General features: G+C 41.6%; 20 protein-coding genes. 2 read left to right on the top strand and 18 right to left on the bottom strand.

What is annotated here, in order from left to right; genetic code table 11:
* Positions 1-6: 6 nt before the first annotated feature.
* From ACTWQB_RS00075 to ACTWQB_RS00130, 12 genes are all read right to left on the bottom strand, one after another.
* Positions 7-576, bottom strand: coding sequence for a TasA family protein (locus ACTWQB_RS00075; RefSeq protein ID WP_443137139.1), 570 nt, complete (start codon positions 574-576; stop codon positions 7-9).
* 99 nt (positions 577-675) lie between these two features.
* Positions 676-1,308: a TasA family protein gene (locus tag ACTWQB_RS00080; protein ID WP_443137140.1), complete on the bottom strand. Its 633-nt coding sequence runs from the start codon at positions 1,306-1,308 to the stop codon at positions 676-678.
* Between the two features lie 387 nt (positions 1,309-1,695).
* Positions 1,696-1,878 carry an SE1832 family protein gene (locus ACTWQB_RS00085; protein WP_443137141.1) on the bottom strand — a complete coding sequence of 61 codons (183 nt, stop codon included), beginning with the start codon at positions 1,876-1,878 and terminating at the stop codon, positions 1,696-1,698.
* A gap of 77 nt (positions 1,879-1,955) precedes the next feature.
* A complete protein-coding gene (locus ACTWQB_RS00090) occupies positions 1,956-2,480 on the bottom strand; it encodes a hypothetical protein (protein ID WP_443137142.1) in 525 nt (174 codons plus the stop codon).
* A 77-nt stretch (positions 2,481-2,557) separates the two neighbouring features.
* Positions 2,558-3,511 (bottom strand): formimidoylglutamase, encoded by a 954-nt coding sequence (gene hutG, locus ACTWQB_RS00095; protein ID WP_443137143.1) that lies wholly within the window; start codon positions 3,509-3,511, stop codon positions 2,558-2,560.
* Entirely contained in the window at positions 3,504-4,760 is a 1,257-nt protein-coding gene (hutI, locus tag ACTWQB_RS00100) for an imidazolonepropionase (protein ID WP_443137144.1), read from the bottom strand. The genes hutG and hutI overlap by 8 nt, the downstream gene beginning before the upstream one ends.
* Positions 4,761-4,781: 21 nt before the next feature.
* Complete coding sequence (gene hutU, locus ACTWQB_RS00105; protein ID WP_443137145.1) at positions 4,782-6,452, bottom strand: urocanate hydratase; 1,671 nt, start codon at positions 6,450-6,452, stop codon at positions 4,782-4,784.
* Positions 6,437-6,628: a hypothetical protein gene (locus ACTWQB_RS00110; protein WP_443137146.1), complete on the bottom strand. Its 192-nt coding sequence runs from the start codon at positions 6,626-6,628 to the stop codon at positions 6,437-6,439. Before ACTWQB_RS00110 ends, hutU begins: the two co-directional genes overlap by 16 nt.
* Positions 6,629-6,835: 207 nt before the next feature.
* Positions 6,836-8,320, bottom strand: a complete 1,485-nt coding sequence (gene hutH / locus ACTWQB_RS00115; RefSeq protein ID WP_443137147.1) for a histidine ammonia-lyase — start codon at positions 8,318-8,320, stop codon at positions 6,836-6,838.
* Positions 8,321-8,426: 106 nt separating this feature from the next.
* Positions 8,427-8,876, bottom strand: coding sequence for a hut operon transcriptional regulator HutP (hutP, locus tag ACTWQB_RS00120; protein ID WP_443137148.1), 450 nt, complete (start codon positions 8,874-8,876; stop codon positions 8,427-8,429).
* Between the two features lie 59 nt (positions 8,877-8,935).
* Positions 8,936-9,469 carry an acyl-CoA thioesterase gene (locus ACTWQB_RS00125; protein WP_443137149.1) on the bottom strand — a complete coding sequence of 178 codons (534 nt, stop codon included), beginning with the start codon at positions 9,467-9,469 and terminating at the stop codon, positions 8,936-8,938.
* A 178-nt stretch (positions 9,470-9,647) separates the two neighbouring features.
* Positions 9,648-11,222, bottom strand: coding sequence for a BCCT family transporter (locus tag ACTWQB_RS00130; protein WP_443137150.1), 1,575 nt, complete (start codon positions 11,220-11,222; stop codon positions 9,648-9,650).
* A gap of 268 nt (positions 11,223-11,490) precedes the next feature.
* On the opposite strand from ACTWQB_RS00130, the gene ACTWQB_RS00135 reads away from it, so the two are divergent.
* On the top strand, positions 11,491-11,970 hold the full coding sequence (locus tag ACTWQB_RS00135; protein WP_443137151.1) for a tetratricopeptide repeat protein: 480 nt from the start codon (positions 11,491-11,493) through the stop codon (positions 11,968-11,970).
* Positions 11,971-12,147: 177 nt separating this feature from the next.
* On the opposite strand, the gene ACTWQB_RS00140 is transcribed toward ACTWQB_RS00135, so the two are convergent.
* The 6 genes from ACTWQB_RS00140 to ACTWQB_RS00165 all read right to left on the bottom strand — a co-directional run bounded on the left by ACTWQB_RS00140 (position 12,148) and on the right by ACTWQB_RS00165 (position 18,780).
* Positions 12,148-13,095 carry an L-threonine 3-dehydrogenase gene (locus ACTWQB_RS00140; protein WP_443137152.1) on the bottom strand — a complete coding sequence of 316 codons (948 nt, stop codon included), beginning with the start codon at positions 13,093-13,095 and terminating at the stop codon, positions 12,148-12,150.
* Between the two features lie 29 nt (positions 13,096-13,124).
* On the bottom strand, positions 13,125-14,315 hold the full coding sequence (locus ACTWQB_RS00145) for a glycine C-acetyltransferase (protein WP_443137153.1): 1,191 nt from the start codon (positions 14,313-14,315) through the stop codon (positions 13,125-13,127).
* 590 nt (positions 14,316-14,905) lie between these two features.
* Positions 14,906-15,919, bottom strand: a complete 1,014-nt coding sequence (locus ACTWQB_RS00150; protein ID WP_443137154.1) for an ABC transporter ATP-binding protein — start codon at positions 15,917-15,919, stop codon at positions 14,906-14,908.
* A complete protein-coding gene (locus tag ACTWQB_RS00155; RefSeq protein ID WP_443137155.1) occupies positions 15,897-16,919 on the bottom strand; it encodes an ABC transporter ATP-binding protein in 1,023 nt (340 codons plus the stop codon). The genes ACTWQB_RS00150 and ACTWQB_RS00155 overlap by 23 nt, the downstream gene beginning before the upstream one ends.
* Positions 16,920-16,947: 28 nt before the next feature.
* Entirely contained in the window at positions 16,948-17,868 is a 921-nt protein-coding gene (locus ACTWQB_RS00160; protein ID WP_443137156.1) for an ABC transporter permease, read from the bottom strand.
* A 15-nt stretch (positions 17,869-17,883) separates the two neighbouring features.
* Complete coding sequence (locus tag ACTWQB_RS00165; RefSeq protein WP_443137157.1) at positions 17,884-18,780, bottom strand: ABC transporter permease; 897 nt, start codon at positions 18,778-18,780, stop codon at positions 17,884-17,886.
* Between the two features lie 341 nt (positions 18,781-19,121).
* On the opposite strand from ACTWQB_RS00165, the gene ACTWQB_RS00170 reads away from it, so the two are divergent.
* Entirely contained in the window at positions 19,122-20,759 is a 1,638-nt protein-coding gene (locus tag ACTWQB_RS00170; RefSeq protein ID WP_443137158.1) for a glutathione ABC transporter substrate-binding protein, read from the top strand.
* Positions 20,760-20,867 lie beyond the last annotated feature (108 nt).

Genomic DNA, 20,867 nt, shown 5'->3' on the forward strand with positions numbered 1-20,867 from the left:
CCTTAATTATCTAAGGCTTCCATCTTCTTGGCTTGCTTCAAATGAGAAGTTAAGGTCAATCACATCACCTTGGAATTTATTTTGGTCTTGCCCATTTTCATTAAATTTAAAATCTATTCTAAGGAGTTTACGGTCTCCAGCTTGCTGATTCTCTGAAACTACTATGTCTCCCAATTCGCTAAGCGGAGTCCATTCTACAATATTTCCTTCACTTTTATTTTGTGGATCTATAATATTAACTAAAATATGATCCGCAAAGTCTTCACCATCGTTATCTCCTTTAGTATCAGTGATTTCATATGAAGGTGTTAATACAACATCTTTAAAGTTTAATGACCCATCGTTGTATAATCTAAGCTGATGAACTTTCCAATCTCCAGGCTTCATGTTATCTAGATTGACATTTACTTCTTCATTATCATCAGTGGACTTTAAGTTTAAATCTAATGTACCTGCGGCAAATGTATTGTTTGTTTCTGCTGTGTCACTAAAGTACGCAAACGTTCCTCCGCCAATTAATGAAATACCTAGTGCTGCTGATAATACACCCATTCCCAGCTTCTTTTTAATAGACATAAAACATACCTCCTTAGCTAAAAATAATGTTGAAAATATTGTCGTGTTAGTTATTTACTATATGTATAAGGAAGGAGTTAACCCCCTTCCTTATAAAACTTATCTAAGTTCACCTTCAGTTTGGTGGGCTTCAAAAGTCCAAGTAAGTTTTAAAGCGTCACCTTGGAATTCGTTTTGATCTTCACCATTATCTACAAATTCAAAAGCTACATACATTTGATCCGAGGTACCTGCTGGAAGACCACTACCTTCTCCATCTAGCCCAAGTAAATGAGTCCAGAAACTTTGCACATTCTCAACTGCGTCCGGAGTTTGGTTTTTTAAATCATATAAGGTAGTTTCAGCAATTACATCATTATAGTCACCAATTATCCAGCCATCACCGGTTTTATCTGCGTTTTCAAGGAATAATACTTTAATATGTTTACCAAAATCATCCGTGTTGTTACCTTCAGCATCAATCACTTCGTAAGCAGTTGATAAATCAATTGAAGAAATATCTAATGTACCACCATTAATTAATTCAAATTCTCTTACCATTACGTCACCTGGTTTGATATTCTCTACATCAATTACAGTTGTAGGATCAACACTTAAATCTAAAGTACCTGCTGCAAATGTGTTGTTTGTTTCTTCTGTGTCACTAAAATATGCAAACGTTCCTCCACCAATTAATGAAATACCTAGTGCTGCTGACAGCACGCCCATTCCTAATTTCTTTTTAATACTCAAAATAATTCCTCCTCTTATTACCCCAACATGAGGTTTAAAAATTTTTATTTATTTCAACATGACCAACCTTCAATTAATCATGCTAAAATCTCAAGTATTTTTCTTGATTGCTTATGTTCGTTAATTAGAACTCGCCGGCATATAAAAATCTCTTTGGTTCTTAATTAAGAACAATTTAAATTATAGAGTCTTATTTCCTATTTGCAAAACCTGAAAAAAGCTCAAATATTCTTAATAATGAACAAAAATCGTTCTTTTCAAAGAACCAAACCCTATTTCCTTAAAATTCCTAACTTTTTCTTCGTTTTACTTCGTTCTATATAAAGAACAATTAAACAAATAAAAAACCTTGCCTCAATTCATGAGACAAGGCCTAGTTATTGTTACCTATTCACTCGCTTTCGCAAGTTGTTGTCTTAGTTCGTTTAGCTCATCTTCCATCCGTGACAATGTTTTTTCTAGCATCGTGACATTGCCGCCAGTCGATTCTAATTTATCAAGATCACCTTGAATTCGTATATAATCCATTTTCAATTCATCTATTCGTTCTTGGATTTCTTTCTTGTTCATGTCATCACCTCACCCCTCATTGTAAGAAAAATAAAACATTTTTCCAAATAAAAAGGCCAGGCCCGATGACCTAACCTTTAGTGGAAGATGAAATTTTTCAACGTTAGTTCTTGTGTTTTTGTTTTACCGTTCTGTGTAAACTCGATCATAAATGATTCCAGGTGATATTGATAGTTCGGGTTGATGAGCTTGACTTGCATGATTAAGTTCATCTCTGGTTCAACCATTTTATAGCCTTCAACTGGTTGGTAGTTTGAGATGAGCTCTCGTTGTTCTTGATTCAAGTCTCCATATAAAATTTGCGTTCGATTGGTTTCATCGACCCACAAATCAATTTGGATCTCTGAGTTATTAGGCTCCAAAACTTCTCCTTCTTTGGTTAAAATTTTAATATCTTCTATAATAGGAAGTTCCTCACCTGTCCATTTTATGCTTTTGCCAATGTAGATCTCATCATGTTCAACAAATAAGCTGTGTTGCACACCAGCGTGACTGACGCTCGTGAACTCGACCTCATCACTTGCCGCTTCCACTACAAAGTACCCGACGAACCCGACCAAGGCGATCACCAAACCTAGACTCCATCTTTTTATCTTTTTCACGTCGGTTCCCCCAATAGTTTTTATACGGTTTTCATATTCTCGTACTATTTTATTCGACGTGACAAGTATTTAATCCTTTAATTTTTTAGGTCTTTTGTCTTAAGAAAATTGAAAAGCACATGACTCGCAACTCGGCTCGTCATATTGCGTATATCCAACGTTGGATCAATCTCAACAATATCCATCCCTTTAACCATCGGGTGTTTTGCGGCTTCTTCAATGGCAGTTAAAAGGGTGTGGCTGGCCATGCCACCTGGGCCGATTGCCGGGCATCCGGGCGCATAGGCTTGGTCCAAAACGTCCATGTCGACGGAGAGATAAATGTAGTCGACTTTCTTTTTTAAATAATTAATGGACTCGCGTACAATGGATGTAATCTGTCCATGAATCACGTCCTGCATTGTATAGACCTTCACACCTTGCTTAACAGCATAATCCGCATACGCCTTCGCATTCATAAAATCACGAATACCGATTTGGACGATATGTTCACCTTTTAGAACATTGTTTTCTATGGATCTGCGAAAAGGGGTGCCATTCGTTGGCCCACCGTCTTCTAAGTTTCGTAGGTCGTGGTGCGCATCGAACTGGATGACTCCCACTGTTCCTTTCGTTTCATGCAGCGCTTTTATAGAAGGAAAACTAACCGAGTGGTCACCGCCTAATAAAATGAAATACTCAGGATTATGGGTCTGAAAAATATCTTTCACCGACTGATAGATGCGGTCCTGCGACTCAATAATATCAGTCGGGTGCATGACGATATCGCCAAAGTCGACGAGCTGAGTCTCGCGCAAGTCTTGGTCCGTGTGATTCGCATACGTTGAATAACTGCCCATCGCTTCTCGAATCGCGCCCGGGGCCATCGACGCACCTGAATGGCTAATCGATGGTTTGGACAGTGGCGCACCCATTAGCGCGTATTTCACCGGACCTTCATGAACGCTTGAGTCGACGAGTAGTTCATTCATTTTTTTCGTGTAACGATCCACGAACTTCGCTTGGCCTGCAGGTTTTAAAAACTTAGACAAGCAAATCACCTCGTTGGTAGAGCTTTTGGCCGGCTTTAAAGACGGTGTTCACGTGATTCACACCGTAATGGTAAGGGATATACAAGTAGTTCGGTGCGTCCCAAATAACGACATCGGCTTTGCGACCGACCTTGATTTGTCCCGCTTCACTGCCGCGATTAATTGCATGCGCGGCATTAACCGTGACCGCATGCCAAATCTCTTCAGGTGTCATTTTCATTTTAAGGGCGGCTAGGGACATAATAAGCTGAATGTTTTCCGTGACACTGCTGCCTGGGTTAAAGTCTGTTGAAATCGCAATCGCAGCACCCGCTTCAATCATGTCTCTTGCACGCGCAAATTCCCCTTTTCCTAAGTAAAAAATCGTTCCAGGAAGCAATACGCCGATCGTATCGGATTTAGCTAACTGGTCGATGCCTTCATCAGTTGCGACTGCTAAATGGTCCCCTGTCGTTGCACCGAGTTCAACCGCTAGCTGCGTTCCACCGAGTGGATCAATTTCATCGGCATGAATTTTAACATCAAAGCCGTGATCTTTGGCCTTTTGTAAATAGCGTCTCGACTGTTCAATCGTGAACACACCAGTTTCGGTAAAAATATCGACGAATTCAGCTAGGTTTTCTTCTTTTATTTGGTCAAACATCGACGCCATTTCATCTAAAAGCGCCTCTGGATTGTCTTTGTAGTCTTCTGTGATTGCGTGAGCGCCAAGGAATGTGGACACTAAATCTAACGAGTGGTCCTCACCAGCTTTTTTGGCTACGCGAAGTTGTTTTAGTTCCGTTTCTTTGTCCATCCCATATCCACTTTTTGCCTCAACCGTAGTGATTCCGTAAGATGCCATTCGATTTAAGTGAAACATCGCTTTGTCGTAAAGCTCTTCTTCGGTTGCTTTTCGTGTTGCCCGAACAGTTGATAAAATTCCGCCACCCTGTTTTAAAATTTCAAGATAAGGAACGCCTTGTTGCTTCAATGCCATCTCGTGCTCTCGTGAACCACCGAACACAAGATGCGTGTGGGGTTCGACAAGGCCAGGGGTGACAAGCTTCCCTTCGCAATCAACTTTTTCATCCGCTTCAGTGTTAAGTAACTCGTTCGTCGGAGCGATCTCTGCAATTTTGCCCTCTTTCATTAAAATAGCGTAGTCTTCCTTCACTTCAAGCTTGCTCATGTGTTCACCACGTACCGGACCTTCGTGCTGATCCATCGTGAGTAATTGTCCAATGTTATAAAGTAGCGTTGTTGTCATGTGAATCCTCCTTTTAGTACTTTAATTGTTGTCTTGATCAATCATCGGAATGTGAACGCCTTTTTCACGAGCCGTTTTTTCTGCTAAATCATAACCCGCATCAACGTGACGTGCGACGCCCATACCCGGGTCAGACGTTAGCACGCGTTCTAAACGCTTAGCTGCTTCGTCCGTTCCATCTGCGACAATGACCATTCCCGCGTGTAGCGAGTAACCCATGCCGACCCCGCCTCCGTGGTGAACAGACACCCAGCTCGCGCCATTAACAGAGTTGATGAGTGCATTCAGGATTGGCCAGTCCGCGACCGCATCACTGCCGTCCTTCATGCCCTCTGTCTCGCGGTTTGGCGACGCAACCGAGCCTGCGTCTAAGTGATCACGACCAATGACGATTGGCGCGGACAGCTCTCCACTTGCGACCATCTCATTGATAATCTTTCCAAAACGCGCACGCTCACCGTAGCCTAACCAACAGATTCGAGACGGTAGGCCTTGGAATGCAACTTTTTCACGCGCCATACGAATCCATTTGCATAAGTGCTCATTGTAAGCGAACTCTTTTAATAAAACCTCATCAATTTTATAAATATCTTCAGAATCGCCTGATAGCGCTGCCCAGCGGAATGGTCCTTTTCCTTCACAGAACTGCGGACGAATGAACGCTGGTACGAAGCCTGGGAAATCAAACGCTTTTTCTAGTCCTTCATTATAAGCTTCCTGACGAATATTGTTCCCGTAATCAAAGGTAATCGCGCCTGCCTTCTGTAAATCTAGCATCGCTTGAACGTGTGATTTGATGCTAGAACGCGAGTCTTTGAGATACTGGTCTGGGTTGGACTTGCGAACTTTTGCGCCTTGTTCCATTGAATAGCCCGTTGGTAGATAACCATTTAGTGGGTCATGTGCAGATGTTTGATCCGTCACTAGATCTGGAATTTCGTTTCGTTTAACGAGTTCAGGTAAAATTTCTGCGGCATTTCCGAGAAGGCCGATTGATAATGGCCGACCTGACGCTTTTGCTTCCTTTGCCATGTCTAGAGCTTCATCAAGTGTCATTGCCATTTTGTCTAAATAACGATGCTCGATTCGGCGCTTGATACGCGATTCATCGACCTCTATTGCAATGACCACCCCATCATTCATCGTAACCGCAAGTGGTTGCGCACCACCCATGCCACCAAGTCCTGCCGTAACTGTAAGCGTTCCTTGAAGTGAGCCACCGAAATGCTGGCGAGCCGCTTCAGCGAACGTCTCATACGTTCCTTGCAAAATCCCTTGAGTGCCAATGTAAATCCAGCTCCCAGCCGTCATCTGGCCATACATCATGAGCCCCTTTTTCTCAAGCTCACGGAAATGATCCCAATTCGCCCAAGCCGGAACTAGATTCGAGTTTGCGAGTAATACACGTGGTGCATCCTTGTGAGATTTGAATACCGCGACCGGCTTACCCGATTGAACGAGTAACGTTTCGTCTTCTTCTAAGTTTTTGAGTGTCGCGACGATCGCTTCAAAACTCTCCCAGTTCCGAGCAGCTTTTCCTATCCCCCCGTAGACGACTAGTTCATCTGGTTTCTCAGCCACCTCAGGATCCAAATTATTCATCAGCATCCGAAGAGCCGCCTCCTGAACCCAACCTTTTGTATTCAATTCTGTCCCTCGTGGTGCACGAATTGTTTTTACTGGATTAGACATGTAAACTTCCTCCTTATGTTTATAATTATAATTTCTTTAACGCTAGTTGGAGCATCTCTATCTACAATCTGGGCTTCCTTATCGACATTCGGCGGTCCCCTATCAACATTCAGAGCCTCCCAATCGACAACACAGCTCGCTCTATCGACATTCGACGGTTGCCTATCAACATTCAAAGCCTCCCTATCGACAATCTAGCTCGCTCTATCGACAATTCAGCTCGCTCTATCGGCAATTCAGCGCTCTCTATCGACAATTCAGCTCGCTCTATCGACATTCGACGGTTGCCTATCAACATTCAGAGCCTCCCTATCGACAATCTAGCTCGCTCTATCAACATTCAAGGCATTCTTATCGAAACATATCAATATTAATCTATGATTCTAAGATTCATTTTTTCTTAACCATTCCTGTAATGCTTCGATATCTTTCGAAAACACTCGATCGCGCTTAATACTTGGTACAATCTCACGCCCTGCTTCATAAAGGGCACTGGTTGCTTCCGCCATCTTATTAGGACCGCCCCTCAGCTCAACGGCTTGCATAGCGCAGATTAGTTCGATCGCGATGACACGGCGCACGTTTTCGATAATTTGGGCGGCGTGTCTGGCGCCGATGGTCCCCATGCTAACGTGGTCTTCTTGGTTGGCTGACGATGGTATCGAATCCACGCTTGCTGGGTGTGCGAGTGTTTTGTTTTCGGAAACGAGTGATGCAGCTGTGTACTGCATGATCATGGCGCCGGATTGTAAGCCGGGTTCTGGACTTAAGAATGGTGGCAAGTCGTTTAGTTGTGGGTTGACAAGACGTTCGATTCGGCGCTCTGAGATGTTCGCGACTTCTGCCATGCCAAATTTTAATAAGTCCATCGCAATCGCAATCGGCTGGCCGTGAAAATTCCCTCCGGATAACACTTTTCCTTCATCAGAAAAAATGAGCGGATTGTCGGTGGCAGCATTAATTTCGGTCTCGAGCTTATCTTTGACATAACCGAGCGTTTGCCACGACGCCCCGAGTACTTGCGGGATACAGCGAATGGAATAAGCGTCTTGAATTCGTTTCTCTCCTTGCTTTGTCGTCAGCTTGCTTCCATCTAGGTACGAGCGCATCCTGGTCGCGACTTCGCGTTGTTCGACGTGTCCTCTCGCCATATGAATTAAGTCATCGAGCGCGCAGGTGATACTCTCCAGCCCTTCCATTGTCATGGCAGCAATTTTTTCTGAATAAGTTAAAACTTGCTCGGCATCTATATAGGCCAGTACGCCAACCGCCGTCATGGCTTGAGTTCCATTGATGAGCGCGAGACCTTCTTTAGCCTTCAACAGCACAGGCTCAAGCTTCTCTTGATTAAACGCAATCATCGTCGGCACTCGTTCGCCTTGGTAATACACTTCACCTTCTCCTAATAAAACTAACGCCAAATGTGCGAGTGGCGCGAGGTCCCCGCTTGCGCCAAGCGAGCCTTGTTGTGGGATCACAGGGTGAATGTTGTGGTTAAGTAAATCTATTAATCTTTCAATAATCACAGGGCGAACGCCTGAATAGCCCTTCAATAACGCATTGGCGCGAAGCAAAATCATCGCCCGACTTACGTGTTCAGAAAAAGGTTCCCCAACACCACATGCGTGGGAATGAATTAAATTGAGCTGTAGTTCATCGAGGTCGTCTGCCTGTATCTCGACGTCGCTAAATTTTCCAAACCCTGTATTGATGCCGTATATAATTTGGTGCTGATCCAAGTACTCTTGAACCGTCTCTCGACTTTTCTTTACTTGTTCTAAACTCTCGTTTGATATGGTTACGGATTCAAAATCGTATACGATGTGCTTCACTTTTTCGATGTTGAGATTTGAACCAGTTAACTCCATGTCATCACTCCTACGTGTAACTTTTTCAAACAAAAAGGGACTAACCCTCAAGGTATTCCTTGAAGGTTAGCCCCCTATTCACTATTAGCTCTGGGCAAATTAATATTTAAATGTGGTTAATGCCAAGACCTGTAGTTTCGTGCTCCAGGCCTTTAATCGGCGCACCGATTGTTCCATATAGCGCGACGGCAATCCATTCGCCTTCCGCCTCATTCTCATAAGGCATGCCGCGGACGACACTAAATCTCAAACCTACCGTTCGCATCACGTCACCAAGCAGCACCTGGCCTCTTGTAACGCCTTCTAATGCTTCTAAAATGGCGTGGTATAGCGCGTGCATTTCACGGTATAAGTTTGAATCAATGATTTGTTGTCGTTTAGCAGCAGTCTCAATCGCTGAGACGACTTTTTGCATATCCATTGATCCAGTTTTGCCTGTGCAATAAATATAACCTGCTTCGTTTATGCGAGTTTCGGCCTCTTCGATCTCTTGGCTACTAGCTATTACTAACTGAAGAGCTGACTTTCCGATTCCCGCTTCTAATGTCTTTTTCATCATAACACCAACAATTTTCTTAATATTTTCATTTTATATGGTGTTGTTTGTAAAGTCAATTAGGCCTTTCGATTCGTTGTCGGGTCCCATGGGAAATCCGCACCGAAACGGTCGGCTAATTCTTTTGAATCCTCACGGCGCTTACGACGGTATTCAGCTCGTTCAGCGGCTCCGTTGTGAAGCCACTTTTCTTCTTCTGATTCCGGATATACTGGTGGCACCTCTTGAGGTTTCCCGTTATCATCTAACGCAACCATGGTTAAGAATGCTGTCGTACAGACTTGGCGCTCGCCTGTTAGTAAGTTTTCTGTTATCGCTTTTACAAAAATCTCCATCGACGTACGGTGCGTGTACGTTACGTATGCTTCCAAACAAATTGTGTTGCCTTCTTTTACTGGATGCAAAAAGTCAACCGAATCTGTCGATGCTGTTACGACCGGCATACGCGCATGACGTGTCGCTGCGATTGCTGCTACGTCATCTATGTATGCCATCAGCTTCCCACCGAATAAGGTTCCGTGACTATTCGTATCTGGTGGGAGTACGTGTGAGTTTTTGACCGTTAATGAATTAATACAAGGTTTTGCTTCCATTTGGCTTCACCCTTTTTCTAAAATTCTATTGTTAGTATACCACCCTTGTGCATCATTAAGCATAAATCAGTTCTTTTGACCAGATTACTTTAATTTTAGCGAGGCCTAGCACCCTCCGGTGAAACCTCACCAAGAAAAAAGCTTTTGCGCCAGTCAGCGCAAAAGCTCATCATTCAACTTATAATTTACTTCTGTCGTCTTTGTCTTTGATACCTTGCTCGATCGCCATTTTGTTAGCGATTTTGACAGAATCCCAAACTGGTGGGAGTAAGAGTAATGATACTGGAACAGCCGATACCACAATAAAGCTTTGTAACAGGCTGATACTACCTTCACCTAGCGTTAACAGAGCTACGGCTACAGCACCGAAAATTAGCGCCCAGAATACACGGATGTATTTGCTTGGATTATCATTACCTGTTACAGCAACAGCTGATGCGTATGACATTGAGTCAGCTGTTGTCGCTACGAACACGATTGTGATGATTAAGAACCCAATTGCAAATAATGCACTCATTGGTAGCTGGTTCAAGATCGCCATAACAGCAGCTTCTTGCCCAACGTTATTCAGAGGCTCGGAAATGATTCCCGAATTCTGTATTTCAAAGAACACACCTGAACCACCAAGTGTAGCGAACCATAAGTTACTTACTAATGGTGAAATAATTGCAACAGCGATAATTAATTCACGAATCGTACGGCCACGTGAGATACGCGCAATAAAGATTGACATCATCGGGCCAAATCCAATGAACCAACCCCAGAAGAAGACGGTCCACCAAGCTAACCATACTTCATCGCCACGAGTTAAGCTCATCATTAAGAAGTTTTGTACTTGAAATGCTTCAGCTGTAATGAATACGTCTAAAATAAACATCGTCGGACCAACGATTAAAATAATAATCATTAGAACAACAGCAAAAGCAACGTTAAATCGACTTAAAATCTGAATCCCTTTATCAACACCTGTTACGGCCGAAATTGTCGCAATCCCGATTAACAGAACAATAAATAGAATTTGCATAAACAAGTTGCTTTCGATCCCCGTTACTTGTTCGAATGCGTACGCAGCTTGTAGTCCTAAGAAACCAATTGCTCCAATCGTACCAGCTGCAACGGCAATGATTGACGTTACATCTGCCGTTAAACCAAAGAAATTATAACGTTTGAAAACTTTATCGCCGATTAGTGGGTATAAAATCGTTCTCGGTTTTAGAGGCATACCTTTATGGTAATGGCAGTACATTAAGACGATTGTCGCAACTGTACCTAACACAGCCCAAGCTGAGAATCCCCAGTGGAAAAATGCTTGAGCAACACCCGGTACGGCGCGATCCCATGCGCTTAAGTTCTCTGCACTAAATAATGGAGGTGTTGTCATGAAGTGAGACATTGGCTCACTTGCTGCCCAGAATACACCACCACTAGCTAATAAAGTTGTTAAAACCATTGCGATCCAGCGGAAATTTGAAAACTCTGGTGTTTCCTGTTTCCCTAACTTTACGCGTCCATATCTTGTAAACATTAATAGTAAACCAACAATTAAAGTCGCAAGCATTAATAATTGCCAAAACAGACCAAAATATTTAGCAGACCAGTCAAATGACGAACCTACTGCTCTTTCGGTGAAATCAGGCGCTAAAAATGCTAGTAAAAAGAATAAGATTAAAAATCCACCGCTTATAAATAAAGCTGTTTTTTGGACTCCTGTTCCCAGGTAATCTTCACTATGGTACTTTTTCTTAATTTTCATTCTGTTCCTCCTAATTTTTTCAAAACGAAGACATTTCGCTCTTCGAATTTTTCACACAAAATTTATTGTAGTTAATTGTCGGAATTTAGTCAAAATAGGATTTCGTATTATGTTAAAGGATTTTATATCTACTTAAAGGTTTTACTATGTTTAAGGATAAATTTTAAATAAATTTAGCAACATATAAGGCCATACAGAGTTGACTGCGTTTTTAGTTTGCCTAGAATGCTGGTGAGCTATACAATTGGATTAAGAAAGGAGTTTGACAATGAATCTAGAGAAAGTTAAACAGTTGAAACAAGCAGGGAAATTAGATGAAGCTAGAGATTTAGCGTTAAAATTGTTAGAAGATGATGGAGAAAATGCTGAACTTTTATTAGAAACAGCTTATATACATGATCAAAGTGATATGGAGCCACAGGCCATTGGGTTTTATAAACAAGCCTTAGACCTCGGTTTAGATGGTGACACACGCCGCGATGCGCTTCTTGCCCTTGGAAGCAGTTATCGTGCTGTTGGTTTGTACGAGCAAGCGCGCGAAACACTAGAAATTGGGATGAGTGAGTATCCTGATCATAACGCGTTTTATATCTTTTTTGCGATGACGCTATATAATCTGGGCGATACAGATTTGGCGATGGAGATTGTGATGACGAAGTTGCTTGAGACAACGGATGATGAGTCGATTAAGCAATATTCACGAGCGCTGGAGTTTTATGCGAGTCGGTTGGATGAGGTGTTTAATTAAGGTGGAATTTTAGCTGCAGGTTTTTCGGATATACCTGCAGGTTTTTGAAGTTTACCTACATGTTTTTTGACTTTACCTGCAGGTTTGACGATCTTACCGGCAGGTTTCAATGATTTAGCTGTAAGTTTTCGAAATTTACCTGCAAGTTCTTTTTGATATGAAAAAAGTTGGGCGTGATTAGCCCAACTTTTCTTTTAACTTATTTAACATATCTTCTGTCATTTTATCTATATCATATTCTGGTTTGAAGCCCCACTCATTTGTGGCGCAGTTTGAGTCGATTGAATCTGGCCAGCTGTCAGCAATTGCTTGACGAACCGGGTCCACATCATAATCAATCGTAAACTCTGGAATGTGTTTTTGAATCGCACGAGCGAAATCCTCTGGTGCTGCGCTCACTGCTGTCACGTTGAATGCATTGCGGTGTTCAAGCTTGTCCGCGTCTGCTTCCATCAGCTGAATAATCGCATTGATCGCGTCAGGCATATACATCATGTCCATGTATGTGCCTTCAGCAATATAAGAAGTGTAAGATTTATTCTTTAATGCTTCATAGTAAATTTCAACTGCGTAGTCCGTCGTTCCTCCACCTGGTTCTGTTACATATGAAATTAATCCAGGGAAGCGAACGCCACGTGTGTCGACGCCATAGCGGTGATAATAGTAGTCACACAACAGTTCCCCTGATACCTTGTTCACGCCATACATCGTCGTTGGGCGCTGTACCGTATCCTGAGGTGTTTTGACTTTTGGTGTAGTTGGACCGAATGCACCGATTGAGCTTGGTGTGAAAAATTTAAGGTCTAATTCACGTGCAACTTCAAGTGCATTCACAAGGCCACCCATGTTTAAATCCCATGCAAACTTCGGATTGTTTTCCGCTTTTGCTGATAATAGGGCTGCTAAATGCATGATCGTGTCGACTTCATACGTTTTGGCAAGGTCGAACATTTTATCATAGTTAGTTACATCTAAAATTTCAAACGGGCCGCTGGTGACAACTGGACTGTCAGCTTCACGGATGTCTGTCGCGATGACATTGTCAGAACCATATTTTTCGCGTAATGCCATCGTTAGTTCAGAACCGATTTGCCCGAGCGCACCCGTTATTAAAATCCTCCTCATCGTTACTTCCTCCATTCCCCAAAGCGTGCTTAAATTAAGCCCATGTCTTTTCCAACTTTCTCGTAGATAGCTAATGCTTCATCTAGCATGTCTTTTGTGTGTGCAGCAGTTGGCATGTTACGTACACGCCCAGTTCCTCTAGGGACTGTTGGGAAAACAATTGATTTCGCGTAAACGCCTTCTTCATATAAGCGTTTACTGAATTCTTGTGTCGCTTTCTCTTCACCAATAATACAAGGTGTAATGGGTGTTTCACTATTTCCAATATCAAAGCCTAATTCTTTAAGACCTTTTTTCAGATAGTCACCATTTTCCCACATGCGGTCATGTAGTTCTGTTGATTCCATTAAAAGATCAATCGCTTTCGTACAAGCCGTCACATCAGCTGGTGATAATGATGTCGAGAATAGGAACGGACGAGAACGAACTTTTAACCAATCAATTAAGTTCTGTTTACCGGCAACATATCCCCCAACAACACCGATTGCTTTTGATAACGTACCCATTTGGAAGTCGATGTCGTTTTGCAGACCAAAATGTTTAACGGTACCCGCACCTTTTCCTAATACTCCAGAACCGTGTGCATCATCAACATACGTGATGAGGTCAAACTCTTTGGCGATTTCAACAATTTCAGGAAGTTTTGCAACGTCCCCATCCATCGAGAAAACACCGTCAGTGATAATCATAATTTTGTTATACTGACCAGATTCTTTTGCTTCTTTCGCTTTTTGGCGAAGGTCATCCATATCAGAATGGTTGAAGCGTAAAATTTTAGCTTTCGATAGACGGCAACCATCAATAATGGACGCGTGGTTAAGCTCGTCTGATAAAATCGCATCGTTTTTATCCATTACGGCTGAAATCGCTGCCATATTACAGTTAAAACCTGATTGGTAAGCAATCGCAGCTTCAGTCCCTTTAAATTCAGCTATCTTCTCTTCAAGTTTCACGTGCACATCGAGTGTTCCGTTAATTGTACGAACGGCACCCGCACCAACACCGTGTGAATCGACAGCGTCTTTCGCAACTTCTTTTAGTCGATCGTCCGTTGCAAGACCTAAGTAGTTATTTGATGACAGATTAATAAGCTCCTTGCCATCAATTGTAATTCTTGGACCATTAGACCCTTCTACAACGTTGATTTCATTGTAAAGTCCTTGATCTTTAAGTTCGTTTAAGTTCTCATTTAAAAATTGATTTAACGTTTCACTTGGCATGTCTTTACCTCCTAAAATTACGTTAAATGTTAAAACCCATTCTATGATAACATTTTTTGCAGAAAGAGCGAAATTTAGCCGTGATTTATTTTTTCGCGGCTCGATTACTCAGGATATCTACCCCATTCTCCCATTTATCTACCCCTCTTTGAAAAATATCTACCGCGAAATTTGTCGACGAAGTAAAAAACATCATTTTATCTACCCTTTTTGACGAGATATCTAACCCCCGACGCTCTATCGAAGCTTTTTCGCCCTTGCGAAAAAGCTACATCAACAAATTTTAAATAGAAAAGTAGCTGATCAGCAAACGAATATTGAGTGCTATTAGCGTAGTCAAAATGCTGAGACACCTGCAGGAACAGCACGGGCTGAAAATCACGCCAAACGAACGAGAGTGAGTTTGGGGAAGTTGAAGCCGTGCCTGCGGTAAGCGAAGCATTTTGACTTAGCAAAAATGAGGACAAATATCAGGTCACACGCTCCATAATATTCGTGTTTTACTAGGTTTACAAATGTTTTGTCCAAGCCCCTTCCAAAAAAGGTTCACAACAAAAAACCTAGCCCCGCTGAAGGACTAGGTCAACTGTTTAGTATTTTGGTTTTAACTCGCCAGATAGGATTCTTTCAATATGGTGACACGCCGCATGGTGGCCTTCTTCCATATGATCTAAATGACGTGGTTCAGGAACGTCTGTTTTACACATTTCTGTCGCAAATGGACACCTTGTGTGGAAACGACAGCCTGATGGTGGGTTAATAGGAGACGGCACATCTCCTTTTAACACGATACGTTCTTTCTTCGCTTCTGGGTCTGGTGTTGGGATTGCTGAAAGTAGTGCCTTTGTGTATGGGTGTTGTGGGTTATCGAATAGGGATTTCTTATCCGCAATTTCTACCACTTTACCTAAATACATAACGGCGACACGATCAGAAATGTGACGTACAACACCAAGGTCGTGTGCAATGAATAAGAACGTTAAGTTAAATTCACGTTGTAGTTTCTTTAATAAGTTTAAAACCTGCGCCTGTACTGACACATCAAGGGCTGATACCGCCTCGTCACAGATAATAAGCTTTGGTTCTACCGCTAGTGCACGAGCAATACCTACACGCTGGCGCTGACCACCTGAGAATTCGTGTGGGAAACGGTCGATTTGCTCAGCGTTTAAACCGACTGTTTCTAAAAGTTCAATCGCGCGTTCACGACGTTTTTCTTTTGGTACCACGTCTTGGATTTCCATCGCTTCTGCTAAGATTTGATAAACTGTTTGACGTGGGTTTAGTGATGCATAAGGATCCTGGAAAATTACCTGGATGTCTTTACGACGCTTACGCATTTCACTTTTACTAAGGTTTAGTAAGTCAATGCCATCAAATTCAATCGTACCCTCTGTAGGATCGTCTAGACGTAAAATCGCACGACCTGTTGTGGATTTACCACAACCAGACTCACCAACGACACTTAATGTTTCACCTTCATAAATTTCAAACGACACATCATCCACTGCTTTAACGTGGTTCACGGTGCGTCCTAGCATTCCCCCTTTAATAGGGAAATACTGTTTTAGGTTTCTTACTTTAAGAAGTTCTTTTTGGGCCATGCTCTTTCACCTCCGGATCGCCATCCCAACGGTCATCATAAATCCAGCAACGTACTTCGTTACCATTCGAAACTTCATCAAGCTTAGGAAGTTCGTTCATACATAGATCCGTTGCGAATGGGCATCTTGGTGCGAAACGACATCCATCTGGCATATCTTTCGGACTCGGAACGCTACCTCTGATTGGTTCTAACTCATCAACATCAACATCGTGACGAGGAATAGAATTTAATAGACCAATTGTATAAGGATGTTTTGGATCTTTAAAAATTGTATTAACGTCTGCGAACTCAACAACTTTACCACCATACATAACGGCAACATCATCACATGTCTCCGCTACAACCCCCATGTCGTGGGTGATCATAATTACAGACATACCGATTTCTTCTTGAAGCTTGTTAATAAGCTCTAAGATTTGTGCTTGAATCGTTACGTCAAGTGCTGTTGTTGGCTCATCCGCAATAAGCAATTCAGGGTTACATGCTAATGCCATGGCAATCATGACACGCTGGCGCATACCACCTGATAATTCGTGTGGGTATTGTTTAATACGTTCTTTCGGTGAAGGAATCCCAACTAACTCTAGTAATTCTACACCTTTTTTCGTACCCGACTCTTTACCAAGGCCTTGGTGAACTTTTAACGTTTCACGAATTTGTTGACCAACTGTGTAAACAGGATTTAACGAGGTCATTGGCTCTTGGAAAATCATCGAGATTTCGTTACCTCTGATTTGGCGCATCTCACGGTCACTAACTTTAGTTAGGTCTTTCCCTTTAAAGTTAATTTCACCGCCTACCACTTTACCTGGATTTTCTAGAAGACGCAGGATGGATAGTGCGGTAATACTTTTACCTGAACCAGACTCCCCAACGATTCCGATTGTGCGACCCTTTTTCAGTTTAAAAGATACACCGTCTACCGCCTTTATTTCGTTACCGTCAACGAAGAAAGACGTACGTAAATCTTTTATATCTAAAAGAGTTTCCTCACTCATTTATTTCACCTCTTTCAATTAGAGAACCTTACTCTAAATCGATTCGTTTGTTTAATAGTTTATAAGAAATGTCCACAATTAAGTTTACTAACACGAAGATTACGGCAATGACTAATACTGATGCCTGAACGACAGGGAAATCCCTTGCTTGAATTCGGTCAACAATCAATTTACCCATACCGTTAATCGCAAAAACTGTTTCTGTTAACACGGCACCTGCTAGTAAACCACCAAATTGTAAACCTACTACAGTAACAACTGGGATTAATGCGTTTTTAAGTGCGTGTTTATAGACAACAACATTTTCTTTTAAGCCTTTCGCACGTGCTGTACGAATGTAATCTTGTGTTATGACATCTAACATACTAGAACGCGTCATACGTGCAATTACCGCTGCCCCCATCGTACCGAGGGTGATGACTGGCATGATAATTTGTTCTGGAGTACCCCAACCTGTCGGTGGTAACCAACCTAGCTTTAAGGTAAACCATTGAATCAACATAAGTCCTAACCAGAAGTTCGGCATTGATAAACCGAATAGCGCGACTAACATAATTGATACATCTGCCACTGAATACTGTCTAACAGCAGAGATAATACCTGCAATTAAACCTAAGAAAATACTAAAAATCGTACTGTATATTGCTAGTTCTAGCGTAACTAAGAATTTTGGCCATAATTCTGTCGTAACTGGTAGACTTGTTCTCCATGAGTTACCAAAGTCTAGCATCACAACATCTTTCAAAAAGTTGATATATTGAACTGGAATTGGATCATTTAATCCTAATCTTTCCTCAATTTGTTCGACTGTTGCTTTTGGTGCACTCTCTCCGGCAATGATATGCGCTGGATTACCCGGAGATAGGTGCATTAATGAGAAAACTAAAATTGTTACCCCTATTAAAACAGGGATTAACTGAAGCAACCTTCTTACAATATATTGAAACATATTTGCACCTACTTCCTATTTTTTCATTTTTGGATCTAATGCGTCGCGTAATCCATCACCGAATACGTTGAATGCTAATACGATTAACATAATGACTAATCCTGGGAATAAAGCAATGTGACCTGCATCCCACATAAAGTCACGACCATCACTTAAAATTGCTCCTAACTCTGGTGAAGGCGCTTGGGCACCTAAACCTAGGAAGGAAAGACCACTTGCAGAAAGTACTGCAGTTGCGATAAATAAACTAGCTTGTACAATAATTGGCGATAGTATATTAGGTAGAATATGTTTAAAAATGATACGAATATCTGAAGCCCCTAGAGCTTTCATCGCATCAATATATTCTAAGTTTTTCGTTGCTAAGGTAGAACCCCTTACAATACGAGCGAACGTCGGAATTGCGAAAATAGCAACCGCGATGATTACGTTTTGCATATTGGCACCTAAAATACTAATTAAAGCTAGTGCTAATAAGATTCCTGGAAAGGCCAGCAAAATATCAATTAGGCGCATAATAATGGAATCAATTCTACCACCGTAGTACCCTGAGATAAGTCCTACTAATACCCCAACAGTACCTCCTAGTATTGTTGCAAAGAAACCAATCCCCATCGTAATTCCTAATCCATGTATAACACGAGTGAAAATGTCACGTCCGTGGTGATCTGCACCGAACCAATGTTCAGCAGAAGGACCCACAAATTTTACGCTATAGTCTGTTTCATATGGATCCATAGTAGTTAGCAAAGGACCAACAATGGCTATTATTATTAATGCGATAATTAGATAACCACCAAACAAGGCTGTTTTATTTTTCTTTAGCTTTTTATAGAATTCTTTGAATGATCGTTTCAGCGGGCTTTCAGTTTTAGCTTGTTTCGCTTTGATGTTTGCTGATTCAGCACTCATGATGTAACCTCCCCTTTTAATAAATTTTATTGTTCTTTTAACAAAAATCAGAAAATTTTAACTCTATTTAGGCTACTTTCCAGAAAAAACACTCAATCATCATATTACTATGTAAACGTTTTTTTGACAATAAAAATTCCTACATATATGTATTGGAAAATCTTTCTCTAAACCTTGATTTGTAAGGTTTTTCATATATTACGCACGAAGAGAATTCTTAAAATTTGCGCTTTTTAAATTTTCTTGATATTTTGTCCTTTATCATATATTCTAGTAATTGATTACATACTAAGCTTGTGTAATCAAAATCACATAATTTTATCAAGGGGGCTATTTTACCTATGAAGTCAAACAAAGTATTTTGGCTTGTTTCTCTTCTATTCGCGGTTGCACTTGTTTTATCAGCATGTGCTGGTGACGGCGAACCGAACGAAGAGCCAGAAGAATCTGGTACAGAAGAAGAAACAAATAATGAGGGTGAAGGCGAAGAAGCTGGCGGAGAAGGTTCTGGCGGCGACTTAACAATCGCTATTCCATCTGACGTTGTATCTTTATCAACACAAGGTTCGAATGATGTTCCTTCAAGTAACGTTGCAGAGAACATCTACGAAACTTTAACTGTATTAAACGAAGACCAAGAAGTTGAACCAGGTCTTGCTGAAGACTGGGAAGAAGTAGATGAAACTACTTGGGACTTCCACCTACGTGAAGGCGTAGAATTCCATGACGGTGAAGAACTAACAGCGGAAGTTGTTAAAATGAACTTCGATCGTCTAGTAGATGAAGAAATCGGTTCTCCACGTGCTTTCTTATTCGAAGCAGTTGAGAGCGTAGAAGTACAAGATGATTACACTGTACGCATTAACTTAAAATACCCATATGCACCATTACTAGCTAACTTAGCTCACAATGGTACTGGTATTATGAGTCCGAACATTATTGAAGAAGACTATGCTCAGCTTGAAGAAGGCGGAGACGTAGATGCTTACATCAACCAAAACCCAGTAGGTACTGGTCCATTTGAATATGAAGAATGGACTCCAGGTGAAAAACTTGTATTAAAACGTAACGAAAACTACTGGGGCGACGCTGCAAAATTAGATACAGTTACTTTCAAAGTTGTATCTGAGCAAAGCTCTCGTATTGCAGAGTTAGAATCTGGTGTATCTCACATTGCAGATGCAATCGGTCCTAACAACGTAAGCCGTGTAGAAGGTATGGCAGATGCTGATGTACTACAAGCACCTTCAGTATCATTATCATACGTTGGATTTAATGTTCAAAGCGAACCATTTGATGACGAGCGTGTTCGTCAAGCGGTTTCAATGGCTATTAATAAAGATGAGATTATCGAAGGAGTTTACAATGGCGTTGGTATTCCAGCAGTTGGTCCATTAGCTCCACCTGTATTTGGTTATGATGATTCTGTTAGTGGTTTAGACTATGATGTTGATGCTGCTAAAGATCTACTAGCTGAAGCTGGTTACGAAGATGGGTTCTCAACTACAATTTGGACAAACGATAACGAACAGCGTGTTGATACTGCTGTTGCTATCCAAAACCAATTAAAAGATATTGGTATCGATGTTAAGATTGAAGAATTAGAATGGGGTGCTTACCTAGAGCGTACAGCTAACGGTGAACATGACATGTTCATTCTAGGTTGGTCTACAGTAACTTCAGATGCTGACTATGGAATGTTCCCATTATTCCACTCTTCAGCAGTGGGTGACCCAGGTAACCGTTCATTCTTAGAAAATGATGAGTTAGATGAAGTTCTTGAAGAAGCACGTCGTGAGACTGATCCGGATGCTCGTCAAGAATTATACACTCAAGCACAAGAAATGTTAGTTGAACTTGCTCCAATGATTTACGTTCACCACCAAGAGTACTTACTTGGCGTGAACAGCAGCGTTAAAGACTTCGGCATTAACGCACAAGGTATCTACCAATTACGTGATGCTTACATTGAAGAGTAAGTCTTAATAGAAAACTGAGTACCGATTATCGGTGCTCAGTTTTTTGTGTAAAAATATGTTATTCTCCTAAGTCCTTCGACTTAATTCTATTAATTTACTGAAAATTTA

The organism is Piscibacillus sp. B03 (genome assembly GCF_052246295.1).
Taxonomy (GTDB): Bacteria; Bacillota; Bacilli; order Bacillales; family Alkalibacillaceae; genus Piscibacillus.